A 13,179-nucleotide genomic window follows, 5' to 3' on the forward strand; every position below is an offset into this window, starting at 1 on the left:
GCATGGGTGACGCGGTACTGGTGGAAGCGGTTCTGTTGGGGGCACGGCCTCTCGACCCGGACGACGTGGTGGCGGTGGCCAGGGACGACGTCCCGGTGGCCCTCGCCCCCGAGGCGGAACAGGCGATCGAGGCGAGCAGTCGCGTGATCGAGGCGCTCGCCGGGGACGACACCCCGCACTACGGCGTCTCCACCGGCTTCGGCGCGCTCGCCACCAAACACATCCCGGTCGACCGCCGGGTAGCCCTCCAACACAGCCTGATTCGCTCGCACGCAGCGGGCTCCGGCCCTTCGGTGGAGCGCGAGGTCGTGCGCGCACTGATGCTGCTGCGCCTGGCGACCCTCGCCACCGGCCGCACCGGCGTCCGCCTCACCACCGCCCAGGCCTACGTGGGCATGCTGAACGCCGGCATCACGCCGATCGTCCACGAGTACGGCTCGCTGGGCTGCTCCGGCGACCTCGCCCCGCTCGCGCACTGCGCGCTCGCCCTCACCGGCGAGGGGGAGGTGGTCGACGCGCTCGGCAACCGACGCCCCGCCGCCGAGGCGCTCGACGACGCCGGGCTCACCCCGATCGCCCTCCGCGAAAAGGAGGGGCTGGCGCTGATCAACGGCACCGACGGCATGCTCGGCCAGCTGCTCCTGGCCGCCGCCGACCTCCGCCGCCTGCTGCGCACGGCGGACCTCAGCGCGGCGATGAGCGTCGAGGCGCTGCTCGGCACCGACGCGGTGTTCGCGGCTGACCTCCAGGCACTGCGCCCGCACCCGGGCCAGGCGGCGAGCGCGTCCAACCTGCGGGCGGTGCTCACGTCGTCCGGGGTGATGGCGAGCCACCGCGACCCGCACGCCTGCACGCGCGTGCAGGACGCGTACTCGCTGCGGTGTGCGCCGCAGGTGCACGGGGCCGCGCGGGACACGTTGACGCACGCGTCGGCGGTGGCGTCGCGGGAGCTGGCCAGCGCTGTCGACAACCCCGTGGTGACCGTCGACGGCCGGGTCGAGAGCAACGGGAACTTCCACGGCGCGCCGGTGGGGTACGTGCTCGACTTCCTCGCGATCGCGGTCGCGGATGTCGCGTCGATGGCCGAGCGACGTACCGACCGGATGCTCGACGTGTCGCGCAGCCACGGCCTGCCGCCGTTCCTGTCGCACGACGCCGGCGTCGACAGCGGGTACATGATCGCGCAGTACACGCAGGCCGCGGTGGTGTCGGAGCTCAAGCGGCTCGCCGCGCCGGCGAGCGTCGACTCGATTCCGTCGTCGGCGATGCAGGAGGACCACGTGTCGATGGGGTGGTCGGCCGCGCGCAAGCTCCGCCGCTCGATCGACGGCCTCACCCGCGTGATCGCGATCGAGCTCCTCACCGCCGCCCGGGCTCTGGACCTGCGCGCCCCGCTGACGCCCGCCCCCGCGACCGGGGCGGTGATCGCGGAACTCCGCGAATCAGCCCCACCCCCCGGCCCCGACCGCTACCTGGCCCCCGAAATCGAAGCGGCGGTCCAACTGGTCGCGACCGGCGCGGCGCTTCGCGCCGCCGAATCCGTCACCGGCGCCTTCGCCTGACCGTCCCGACCCGAGGCGTGAACGGTTCGGGGGGCTATGGGCCACCGAAGTGTTCACGCCTGAACGAAAGGAGCGCCTGATGGAGGGCGCACGACCCGTCCGCGCCGCGCGCGGCACCTCGCTCACTGCCGGAAGCTGGCAGACCGAAGCCCCGCTGCGCATGCTGATGAACAACCTCGACCCCGAGGTGGCCGAGCGCCCGGACGACCTCGTCGTCTACGGCGGCACCGGCCGCGCCGCCCGCAACTGGGCGAGCTTCGACGCGATGGTGCGCACGCTCACCACGCTCAAGGACGACGAGACGATGCTCGTCCAGTCCGGTAAGCCGGTCGGCGTCATGCGCACCCACGAGTGGGCACCGCGCGTCCTCCTCGCGAACTCCAACCTCGTCGGCGACTGGGCCACCTGGCTCGAGTTCCGCCGCCTCGAGCAGCTCGGCCTCACGATGTACGGCCAGATGACCGCTGGTTCCTGGATCTACATCGGCACCCAGGGCATCCTCCAGGGCACCTACGAGACCTTCGCCGCGGTAGCCGCGAAAAAGTTCGACGGCACGCTCGGCGGAACCCTCACCGTCACCGGCGGCTGCGGGGGAATGGGCGGCGCCCAGCCCCTCGCCGTGACGCTCAACGGCGGCGTCGCCCTCGTCATCGACGTCGACCCGGCCCGCCTGCACCGCCGCGTCGAGCAGCGCTACCTCGACGAGGTGGCCCCGGACCTCGACACGGCCATCGCGCGGGCCGAAGAGGCCAAGAAGGACCGCCGCGCGCTGAGCATCGGCGTCGAGGGCAACTGCGCCACCGTCCTCCCCGAGCTCCTCCGCCGCGGCGTCGCGGTCGACGTCGTCACCGACCAGACCAGCGCCCACGACCCCCTTTCCTACCTCCCCGAGGACATCGCGCTCGAGGATTGGCAGGCCCGGGCCGAGAAGGACCCCGTCGACTTCACCGCGCGGGCCCGTGCGTCGATGGCCAAGCACGTCGAGGCGATGGTCGGTTTCCTGGACGCCGGCGCCGAGGTGTTCGACTACGGCAACTCGATCCGCGACGAGGCCCGCCAGGGCGGCTACGACCGCGCGTTCGCGTTCCCGGGGTTCGTCCCGGCGTACATCCGCCCGCTGTTCAGTGAAGGCAAGGGCCCGTTCCGCTGGGCCGCGCTGAGCGGCGACCCCCGTGACATCCATGCCACGGACGAAGCGGTGCTCCGCCTGTTCCCCGACAACGACCACCTGCACCGCTGGATCCGCGCCGCGCAGGACAAGGTGGCGTTCCAGGGTCTGCCGGCCCGGATCTGCTGGCTCGGTTACGGCGAACGCGACAAGGCCGGCGTCCGCTTCAACGAGATGGTGGGCCGCGGGGAGATCTCGGCGCCGCTGGTGATCGGACGTGACCACCTGGACTGCGGCAGCGTGGCGTCGCCCTATCGGGAGACGGAGGCGATGGCCGACGGATCCGACGCGATCGCCGACTGGCCGTTGTTGAACGCGCTGGTCAACACCGCGTCGGGCGCGTCGTGGGTGTCGATCCACCACGGCGGGGGCGTCGGCATCGGACGGTCGATCCACGCCGGGCAGGTGACGGTCGCCGATGGCACCGCGCTGGCCGGTCAGAAAATCGAGCGGGTGCTCACGAACGACCCGGGCATGGGCGTGATCCGGCACGTCGACGCGGGGTACGACGATGCGACCGAGGTCGCCGCCGAGCGTGGGGTGCGGATCCCGATGCAGGAGAATGCGTGACTTCCTTCGAAGAGCTCTGGCGAGGGTTGCTGCCGGTGGGTCGGTCCGCCGACTCCGGTGGTTACCAGCGCTTTTCGTGGACGCCCAGCGACGCGTCGTGCCGGGAGTGGTTCGTGTCCGAGGCTCGTTCCGGGGGCCTCACCGTGGAGGCGGACCGGAACGGGAACCAGTGGGCGTGGTGGGGTGCGTCCGGTCCTGACGCGGTGGTGACCGGGTCGCACCTGGACTCCGTGCCCGACGGGGGAGCGTTCGACGGTCCGCTCGGGGTGGTGTCGTCGTTGGCGGCAGTTCGCCTGTTGAAGGCGCGGGGGTTCGTGCCGCGGCGGCCGCTCGCGGTGGTGAATTTCGTCGAGGAGGAGGGGGCGCGGTTCGGTATGCCGTGCCTGGGATCCCGGCTGATGAGCGGAGCCGTCTCTCCCGGGCACGCTCGGGAACTGCGGGATCCCTCCGGTGTCACGTGGGCGGCGGCGATGGATTCCGCCGGGCTGGACGCGTCGGGCATCGGGGCGGATCCTTCGCGCCTGGGGATGATCGGCACGTTCGTCGAGCTGCACGTCGAGCAGGGGCGGGGGCTGGTGGAGTCGGGGTCCGCGGTGGGGGTCGCGAGTGCGATCTGGCCGCACGGGCGCTGGCGGTTCGAGTTCGCCGGTGAGGCGAACCACGCCGGGACGACCCGGCTGGTCGACCGGCGGGACCCGATGCTGACGTTCGCCGCGACAGTGCTGGGGGCGCGCGAGCAGGCCGCGCTCGCCGGGGCGTTGGCGACGTTCGGGCGGGTGTCGGTGGAGCCGAACGGCACGAACGCGATCGCGTCGTTCGTGCGCGCGTGGCTCGATTCGCGGGCGCCGGACGCGTCGTCGCTGGCCACCGTGGTGGAGGCGGTGACGTCACTCGCCGCCGAGCGCGGGGATCGGGACGGGGTGAAGGTGACGGTCACCGCTGAGTCGACCACCCCGGTCGTCGAGTTCAACGCCTCCCTCCGCGACGAACTCGCCGCGCTGCTCGGCGCGGCGCCGATCCTGCCGACGGGGGCCGGGCACGACGCGGGGGTGCTGTCGGCGCACGTGCCGACCGCGATGCTGTTCGTGCGCAACCCGACGGGCGTCTCGCACGCGCCGGGCGAGTTCGCCACGACCGACGACTGCCTCGCCGGCGTCGAAGCCCTCGCCGACGTCCTCCAACACCTGGCCACCCGGTGACGCGAACCGACCCGGCCGAGCCCGACGCGGGGTGGCGCCCGGAGCAGGTCTACTGGGCGGAGTACGCGTGGTTGTCGAGCGGGGTAGCGGCGGGGGTGGTCGTCGAGGTCGCCGGGGGGCGGATCGTGGGCGTCACGCCCGGGGCCGAGCCGCCCCCCGGGGCCACCCGGCTGGCGGGACTCACGCTGCCGGGCCTGGCCAACGCGCACTCGCACGCCTTCCACCGCGGCCTGCGCGGCCGCACCCAGGCCGACCGCGGCACGTTCTGGACCTGGCGCGAGCAGATGTACGCGCTGGCCACGACACTCACTCCCGACAGCTACCACGCGCTGGCCCGCGCGGTGTACGCCGAGATGGCGCTCGCCGGCATCACGTGCGTCGGCGAGTTCCACTACGTCCACCACGCCCCCGGCGGCACCCCGTACGCCGACCCGAACGCGATGGGCGAGGCCCTGATCGCGGCCGCCGCCGACGCGGGTATCCGCATCACCCTGCTGGACACCTGCTACCTCTCCGGCGGCATCGGAAGCCCCCTGTCGGGCCCTCAACGACGCTTCGGCGACACCGCCGCTGACGGCTGGGCAACCCGAACCTCCGCGTTGGCCGCGCGCTATCCCGGCCCGCCGAACGATGCGGCGCCGGGCTCGCCGTCACGAGCCCCCCGCCCCAGCGTCGGCGGCAGCCACGTGCGGATCGGGGCGGCTCTGCACTCGGTGCGGGGCGTGCCGCGGGATCAGATCGCGCCGGTCGTGGAGTGGGCGGCGGCGCATGAAGCGCCGCTCCACGTCCACCTCTCCGAGCAACCCGCCGAAAACGAGGCCTGCCTCGCCGCGTACGGCGTCACCCCGACCCGGCTCCTCGCCGACTCCGGAGCTCTCGGCCCCCGCACGACAGCGGTACACGCCACCCACCTCACCCCCGACGACATCGCGCTGATCGGCGGCACCCGAACCGTCACCTGCGCGTGCCCCACCACCGAACGCGACCTCGCCGACGGCATCGGCCCCCTCCGCACCCTGTTCGAGGCCGGCTCCCCGCTCTCGCTCGGCAGCGACAGCCACGCCGTGATCGACCTCTTCGAGGAGGCCCGCGCAGTGGAACTCGACGAACGCCTCCGCACCCGCGAACGGGGCCACTGGGGCGCCCAGGAACTCCTCGCGACCGCGTTCGCGCACGACACCCTCGGCTGGCCCGACGCGGGCACCCTCCAGGTCGGAGCGCGCGCCGACCTCGTCACGCTCGCGACCGACACCGTCCGCACCGCCGGCTTCACACCCGGCACCGCTGCCGAAACCGCCGTCTTCGCCGCCGGAGCGGCTGACGTCCGCTCCGTCGTCGTCGACGGCGTCGAAAAAGTGCACAACGGCAAACACACCACTATCGACGCCGGTCAAGCCCTGACCGAAGCGCTGCGAGCCCTCACATGAGCAGCACCGTCATCCGGAACATCGGAACGCTGGTGACCCATGACCCCGAGCTCGGCACCCTCCACGACGCCGCCCTCGTGTTCGAACACGGCCGCGTCGTCTGGGTCGGCCCTTCGGACGAGGCCCCCGCCGCCGACACCGGAGTCGACGCCGGGACCCGGGCGGTGATCCCGGGCTTCGTCGACAGCCACAACCACCTCGTCTTCGCCGGCGACCGCTCCCAGGAGTTCGCCGCCCGCATGGCCGGCACCCCGTACGCCGCCGGCGGCATCCGCACCACTGTCGCCGCCACCCGCGCCGCGTCCGACGACGAACTGCGCCAACGGCTGCGAACCCTCGTCACCCAGGCCCGCCGCCAGGGCAGCACCACGCTCGAGATCAAGTCCGGCTACGGCCTGTCCGTCCACGACGAGGCCCGCTCCCTGCGCCTGGCGCGCGAAGTCACCGACGAGACCACCTACCTCGGCGCCCACGTCGTCGCCCCCGACACCGACCCCGCCGACTACCTGGCGCTGGTCACCGGCGAGATGCTCGAGGCGAGCGCCCCCCACGCGAAGTGGGTCGACGTCTTCTGCGAACGCGGCGCGTTCGACGGCGACGCCGCCCGCGCCGTGCTCGCGGCCGGCGTCAGGAGAGGGCTGGTCCCGCGCGTCCACGCCAACCAGCTGGGTCACGGCCCCGGCGTCCAGATCGCCGTCGAGTTCGACGCCGCCTCCGCCGACCACTGCACCCACCTGTCCGACGCCGACGTCGACGCGCTCGCCGGCTCGAACACCGTCGCCACGCTGCTGCCCGGCGTCGAGTTCTCGACCCGCTCGCCGTACCCCGACGCCCGGCGCCTGCTCGACGCGAACGTCACCGTCGCGGTGGCCACCGACTGCAACCCCGGTTCGTGCTTCACGTCGAGCATTCCGTTCTGCCTCGCGCTCGCCGTCCGCGAGATGCACCTGACGCCGGCGGAAGCGCTGTGGGCGGTGACCGTCGGTGGCGCCGCCGCACTGCGTCGCACGGACATCGGCCACCTGGGAATCGGTGCCCGGGCCGATGCGATTCTGCTGGATGCTCCGGATCCGGTCTATCTCGCCTATCGTCCGGGCGTCCCCTTGATCGCTGCAGTCTGGAAGGACGGCCTAAACCTGCATTAACCAGCACCGACTCGTGCGTGGCGTCCATACAGTGACGCTGTGGAGTCCAGGCGCGAGCGCAAGTTGGCCAATGTCCTCACGCTGATCGTGTGTGGGGTGCTGGCCGGTGTCGTGTTGGCGGCTGTCGCATTTCCGTTCGTCGGAGCTTCCGGCTGGACCGCGAAGTCCGCTGCGGACTCGTTCCGCGATCTGCCGACGGACATCCGCATCCCGCCCCTCCCGTCGACCTCGACGTTGCTGGCCAGCGACGGGAAGACCATCCTTGCCCAGTTCTTCGACGAGAACCGCAAAATCGTCGAGTTCGACGACGTGGCGCCGGTGATGCGCCAAGCCATTGTCGCCGCCGAGGACATTCGCTTTTACGAGCACAACGGAGTCGACGGCCGGGGAATCGTCCGTGCGCTCGTCCGGAACCAGACCGCCGGCGAGTTAGCCCAGGGCGCGTCCACGCTCACGCAGCAATATGTCCGATCGGTGTTGAAATACAGCGCCTCAAATCCGGCTGAATTGCGCGCCGCCACGGAGGACACCGCGGCGCGGAAACTGCGCGAGATCCGTTACGCGGTCGCGCTGGAAAAACAGCTCTCCAAGAATCAGATCCTGGCGAACTATTTGAACATCACGTACTTCGGCAATGGCGGCTTCGGCATCAATACGGCGTCGGCGCTGTACTTCAGCAAGGCGCCGTCGCAACTGACGCTGGCGGAAGCCGCGTTGATCGCCGGCCTGGCGCAGAACCCGACCCAGTACAACCCGGTCGGGAAGGACGAGGCGGGCACCCGGCCGGCGCTCGCGCGTCGCACGTACGTACTGCGTCAGATGGTGAAGATGCGTTACATCACCCAGGCGGAGGCCGACGCCGCGAACAAGACGCCGATCGGGTTGCGTCCGAAAGAGAACGTGCAGTCCTGCGAGTACAGCAAGGCGAGCTTCGGGTTCTTCTGCGGCTGGTTCCTCGACTGGTGGCAGGCCAACCCGACGTTCGGCAAGTCCACGACCGAGCGGCTGACCGCGCTGCGCCGGGGTGGGTACCGGATCGTCTCCTCGATCGACGTGAAGATGCAGGGTGCGGCCCAGAAGCAGGTCGACCGGGCGCTCAGCTCCCACAGCCGGTTCGCCACCGGTGTCGTGATGGTCCAGCCGGGGACCGGCCGGGTGCAGGCGATGTCGATCAACCGCAAGTACGGCGTGACGAAGAACCCCGGCGCGCGGACGTACCCCTACACGGAGAACCCGTTGCTCAGCGGCTCGACGATCTCTCCGGGGTACCAGGCCGGCTCGACGTTCAAGATGTTCACGATGCTGGCCGCGCTCCAGCAGGGCATCCCGCTGAGCCACACGCTCTACGCGCCGCGGCAGTTCGTGTCGCAGTACGTCGGGGGATGCCGGACCGGTCGTTACTACTGCCCGAAGAACGCGGACGGTCGGATGACCGGTGTGCACACGCTGTCGAGCGGGTTCGGCGAGTCGGCGAACACGTACTTCGTGCAGTTGCAGCAGGAAGTAACGGTGAAGGCAGCTGTCGAAGCCGCCCAGGCGGCGGGCGTGGTGTTCCGGGGCTCCAAGGACCAGAAGAACATCAAGTGGGCCCGGAGCAGCAACCAGGCGTGGGGGTCGTTCACGCTCGGCACGGCGCAGGTGACCCCGCTGGACATGGCGACCGCGTACGCGACGGTGGCCGCGCGGGGGAAGTACTGCAAGCCGACGCCGGTGCGGTCGATCACCGACCGGAGCGGCCGGTCGATGCTGCTGTCGAACACGTCATGCAAGCAGGCGTTCAGTCCGGCGGTGGCCGATGCGGCGAACGATGCCGCGCGGTGCCCGGTGGGGGACGGGTCGCAGTCGGGGATCTCGTGCACGCACCCCGGGGGTGGGCCTACGGCGGCGAGTGTCGGTGGGGCGATCGACCGGCCGGTTGCCGGGAAGACCGGCACGACCGACGACAACAACGCGGGGTGGTTCGTCGGATACACGCCTAATCTCGCGGCGGCGTCGTTCATCGCTAATCCGGACAAGTATTTCGACACGGTTCCGGACAGTCATCTGCCGGTGCAGATCGTGCGTAACACGTTCTCGAACGTGTTACGCATGCTGCCGGCCAAGCAGTTCGTGCCGGCGCCGAGACGCTTGTCGTGGGGCACGATGCTGCTGGTGCCCGACGTGAAGGGGGAGACCCCCGACGGGGCGATCTACCGGTTGCGCGCGGCCGGTTTCAACGTCTCGATCAACTACGAGGCCGAGGACTCCGACCAGCCCGCCGGCCGGGTCGCCGGCACCGACCCGCCGGGCGGCAGCTACGCCAGCAAGCGCAGCAGCATCCGCATCAACGTGAGCAACGGCAAGAAGTCCAAGCGCGATCCCCGCGTGGACGAGATTTGCACGAAGGACCCCAAGCTCCCCCTCTGCAAAATCAAACCGGGAGAGCCAGGCTTCCCGGCCGCCCCCAACCAGCCCTGACCGCTCCGAGCGGCCCCGTTCGCGCCTGCCAGAGCGCGCCGTAACGGGACCGCTTCGAGCGGTCCCCTGTGGGCGAGCCCTAGCCCGCCGGAAAGGGACCGCTCGAGCGGGCCCGCCGCGGCACACGACGAGGGCCGCCCGCGCGTCAACGCGGGCGGCCCTCGGGGCTAACGAACTACGCCAGGCCGGCGGAGGTGAGCCACTCCTTGGCCACCGTGTCCGCGTCCTTCTTGTCGGCGACGACCTCCTTCACCAGCTGAGCCAGCGTGGTGGTGTCGAGCTTGGCCGACACCGCGTTCAGCGCCGACTTCGTCTTGTCGTCGACGCCGGACTTGTACACCAGCGGCGTGACGTTCTGCGCACTGAACAGCCCCTTCGGGTCGTCCAGCACGACGAAGCCGTTCGCCGGCACCGCCGGGTCGGTGGTGAACAGGTTCGCGGCCTGCACGTCACCCTTCTTCAGCGCCGAGACCGTGATCGGGCCCGCCACGTCGAGCGACTTGAACTCCTTGAACTCGACGCCGTACTTGTCCTTCAGGCCGACGATGCCCTGGGCGCGCGTCTTGAACTCCGGCGGACCACCGATGACCAGGTCCTTCGCCACCGGACCCAGGTCCTCCAGGGACTTGAGCTTGTACTTGTCGGCGGTGGCCTTCGTGACCGCGACGGAGTCCTTGTCCTCGGCCTCGGCCGGGTTCAGCAGTTCCAGGCCGGACGGCAGCTTCGTCTTGAGCGCCGCGTCGACCTCCTCGCTGGTGGTCGCGGTAGCGGCCTTGTCGAGGTACGCGAGCAACGCGCCGTTGTACTCCGGCAGGACGGTGAGCGTGCCCTTCTCGATCTGCGAGTAGATGACCTCCCGCGCACCGATGTTGAGCTGACGCTTGACCTTGACGTCCTTGGCCTCGAGCGCCTGCGCGTAGATCTCGCCCAGCAGCACGTTCTCCGGGAAGTTCGCGGAGCCGACCACGACCTCGCTGCTGCTCGCGGGCTGGTTCAGCGGGTCACTACCGGAGTCGCTGTCGTCCCCGCCGCCGCAGGCGGTGAGCGCCAGCAGCGCGGCGGCACTACCGACTGCGAACAACATGCGAACTTGCTTTCTCATGGTTTCCCTTCCAGCGGGGTGTGGCGGTTGATGGTAGGTCCAGGGTCCGACAGTCTCACTTCACCAGCGCCCGCTGGCGGACCCCGGGCGACACGATGAGCCGCTGGATACCGACGAACAGCGCCTCGGTACCGAGCGCGAGCAGCACCGAGAGCACGGCGCCGCCGATCATGACCTCGTACTCGCGGCGGGCCAGGCCGTCGAAGATGTAGCGGCCGAGGCCGCCCAGCCCGACGTACGCGGCGATCGTCGCGGTCGACACGATCTGCACCGCAGCAGTGCGCAGGCCCAGGACGATCAACGGCAGGGCCACCGGCAGTTCCACCTGGAACAGCACCTGGGAGCCCGTCATCCCCATGCCGTTCGCGGCGTCCCGCAGTTGCCGGTCGACTTGTCGGACACCGGCGTACGTGTTCACCAGGATCGGCGGGATCGCCAGCGCGACCAGCGGCAGCAGCGTCGGCGTCAGACCGATGCCGAACACGACGACGGTGAGTCCGACCAGACCGACGGTCGGCAGCGCACGGGCCGCGCCGGCCGAGTTCACGGCGAGGAACGCGCCGCGACCGGTGTGCCCGACGTAAAGGCCGAGCGGCAGCGCGATCAGGGCCGCGATCAAAAGCGACAGCCCGGAGTAGTAGAGGTGCTCGCCGACGCGGTTCGGGATCCCGTCCACCCCGGACCACTGCGACGACTCCCCGAACCAGTGGATCGCCCGCGACACGATGTTCATACGGCAGCCCCCGCCGGATCGGAAGAAACCGGTTTCGTCGACCCGCCCGTGCGCGTCCACGGCGTCAACAGCCACTGCAGGCCGACGAGAATCGCGTCGGCGAGCACGGCCAGCACCACCGTCAGCACGATGCCGACGATGATCGGCGTGATGAAGCTGCGCTGGATACCGTCCACGAACAGCTGGCCGAGCCCGCTGATACCGATCAGCGAGCCGACGCTCACCAGGCTGATGTTCGAAACCGTGGCCACCCGCAGACCGGCCACCACCACCGGGATCGCGATCGGCAGGTCCACCTCGAGCAGGCGGCGCAGACCGCTGAAGCCCATCGCGGTGGCTGCCTGGCTGACGTGCTCGGGCACCGACCGGAGCCCGTCGACGACGTTGCGCACCAGCACCGAGAGCGTGTAGATCGTCAGCGGCACGATCACGGTCCAACCGGTGAAGCCGGTGTAGTCGATCAGGACGACGAAGAGCGCCAGCGACGGCAGCGCGTAGAAGAAGCTGGTGAGTGCCAGCACCGGTGCGTACAGCCGGGGCATCTGGACGCATAGGATGCCGAGCGGCAGCGCGATGAGCAGGCCGAGCACCACCGGCACGACCGACAGCCACAGGTGCTGACCGAGCAGGTCACCGAGCAGGCCGAAGTGGGACGTGACCCAGTCCCAGCGCCAGTCCCAGGTCATTTGACCAGCCCGATTTCGCTGGCCTCCGGGACACCCGGCGACGGCTGCCCGCGCAGCGCGCCCATGATCTGCTCCTGGCTCGCCAGCCCGACGACCTTCCCGTCGCCGTCCACCGCGATGGCGTCGCCGGAAGGATTGAGAACGGCGCTGTCGAGCGCGGCGCGCAGCGACTCACGTCCCACGGTGAACGCGCGGCCGACGGGCAGCGGGTCACCCGCCGACCCGGGGGCGAGCCATCCCGACGCCTTGCCGGAAGAATCCACCAGCAGCCGCCAGGAGTCGGCCGATCCGGCCGACGTCACGACCCGCGAGGTGTCCAGCGACAGACCGTCCGAGCCGACGAACGACAGCCGACGCACGCCCCGGTCGTCACCGAGGAACTCCTCGACGAAGTTGTCCGACGGCGAGGCCAGCAGGCGCTCCGGGGTGTCGAACTGACCGATCCGGCCGCCGACCTCCAGCACGCAGACCATGTCGCCGAGCTTCACCGCCTCGTCGATGTCGTGCGTGACCAGCACGATCGTCTTGTGCAGCTCGGTCTGCAGGCGGAGGAACTCCTCCTGCAGCTGCTTGCGGACGACCGGGTCGACGGCGCTGAACGGCTCGTCCATCAGCATCACCGGCGGGTCTGCGGCGAGCGCGCGGGCCACCCCGACGCGCTGCTGCTGACCACCGGAGAGCTGGTGCGGGTACCGCTTGGCGAACGACGTCGGCAGTCCGACGCGCTCCAGCAGTTCCATGGCCTTGGAGCGGGCCTCTTTCTTGTCCTGACCGAGCAGGAACGGCACCGTCGCGATGTTGTCGACGATCGTGCGGTGGGGGAGCAGCCCACCCGCCTGGATCACGTAGCCGATTCGGCGTCGGAGCGTCGGGGGGTCCACGCTCAGCACGTCCTGGCCGTCCACGGTGATCTTCCCCGACGTGGCGTCGATCATCCGGTTGATCATCCGGAGCGTCGTCGTCTTGCCGCAGCCGGAGGGTCCGACCAGCACGGTGATTTTCCCGGCCGGAATCTCGAGGCTGAGGTCGTCGACGGCGACGGTGCCGTCGGGGAACTGTTTGGTAACGCCCTCGAAGGTGATCACCCGATACTCAGCGCTCCCGCCCAGTTGTGAATGAAGTTCTTCATG

10 protein-coding genes are annotated in these 13,179 nt (G+C 70.4%); 6 read left to right on the forward strand and 4 right to left on the reverse strand.

Translation table 11 applies throughout. The annotated features are described in order from the left end of the window. Positions 1-2 precede the first annotated feature (2 nt). The 6 genes from hutH (at position 3) to ACGFY5_RS28715 (ending at position 9,528) form a co-directional block, all read left to right on the forward strand. Entirely contained in the window at positions 3-1,562 is a 1,560-nt protein-coding gene (gene hutH, locus ACGFY5_RS28690; protein ID WP_392724568.1) for a histidine ammonia-lyase, read from the forward strand. A gap of 79 nt (positions 1,563-1,641) precedes the next feature. Next, positions 1,642-3,300, forward strand: a complete 1,659-nt coding sequence (gene hutU / locus ACGFY5_RS28695) for a urocanate hydratase (protein WP_392724570.1) — start codon at positions 1,642-1,644, stop codon at positions 3,298-3,300. Then, positions 3,297-4,499, forward strand: coding sequence for an allantoate amidohydrolase (locus tag ACGFY5_RS28700; protein ID WP_392724572.1), 1,203 nt, complete (start codon positions 3,297-3,299; stop codon positions 4,497-4,499). Before hutU ends, ACGFY5_RS28700 begins: the two co-directional genes overlap by 4 nt. Beyond that, positions 4,496-5,926 (forward strand): formimidoylglutamate deiminase, encoded by a 1,431-nt coding sequence (locus ACGFY5_RS28705; RefSeq protein ID WP_392724573.1) that lies wholly within the window; start codon positions 4,496-4,498, stop codon positions 5,924-5,926. The genes ACGFY5_RS28700 and ACGFY5_RS28705 overlap by 4 nt, the downstream gene beginning before the upstream one ends. Next, complete coding sequence (gene hutI, locus ACGFY5_RS28710) at positions 5,923-7,071, forward strand: imidazolonepropionase (RefSeq protein ID WP_392724575.1); 1,149 nt, start codon at positions 5,923-5,925, stop codon at positions 7,069-7,071. The genes ACGFY5_RS28705 and hutI overlap by 4 nt, the downstream gene beginning before the upstream one ends. A 39-nt stretch (positions 7,072-7,110) precedes the next feature. Continuing rightward, positions 7,111-9,528, forward strand: coding sequence for a penicillin-binding protein (locus ACGFY5_RS28715; RefSeq protein WP_392724577.1), 2,418 nt, complete (start codon positions 7,111-7,113; stop codon positions 9,526-9,528). A gap of 175 nt (positions 9,529-9,703) precedes the next feature. Here the strand turns inward: ACGFY5_RS28715 and ACGFY5_RS28720 are convergent, their stop codons facing one another. The 4 genes from ACGFY5_RS28720 to ACGFY5_RS28735 form a co-directional block, all read right to left on the reverse strand. Next, positions 9,704-10,612 carry an ABC transporter substrate-binding protein gene (locus tag ACGFY5_RS28720; RefSeq protein WP_392724579.1) on the reverse strand — a complete coding sequence of 303 codons (909 nt, stop codon included), beginning with the start codon at positions 10,610-10,612 and terminating at the stop codon, positions 9,704-9,706. 73 nt (positions 10,613-10,685) lie between these two features. Continuing rightward, a complete protein-coding gene (locus tag ACGFY5_RS28725; RefSeq protein WP_392724581.1) occupies positions 10,686-11,363 on the reverse strand; it encodes an ABC transporter permease in 678 nt (225 codons plus the stop codon). Beyond that, complete coding sequence (locus ACGFY5_RS28730; protein ID WP_392724583.1) at positions 11,360-12,049, reverse strand: ABC transporter permease; 690 nt, start codon at positions 12,047-12,049, stop codon at positions 11,360-11,362. Before ACGFY5_RS28730 ends, ACGFY5_RS28725 begins: the two co-directional genes overlap by 4 nt. Further along, entirely contained in the window at positions 12,046-13,134 is a 1,089-nt protein-coding gene (locus ACGFY5_RS28735; RefSeq protein ID WP_392724585.1) for an ABC transporter ATP-binding protein, read from the reverse strand. Before ACGFY5_RS28735 ends, ACGFY5_RS28730 begins: the two co-directional genes overlap by 4 nt. Positions 13,135-13,179 lie beyond the last annotated feature (45 nt).

The sequence above is a fragment of the Cryptosporangium sp. NPDC048952 genome (genome assembly GCF_043197895.1).
Taxonomy (GTDB): domain Bacteria; phylum Actinomycetota; class Actinomycetes; order Mycobacteriales; family Cryptosporangiaceae; genus Cryptosporangium.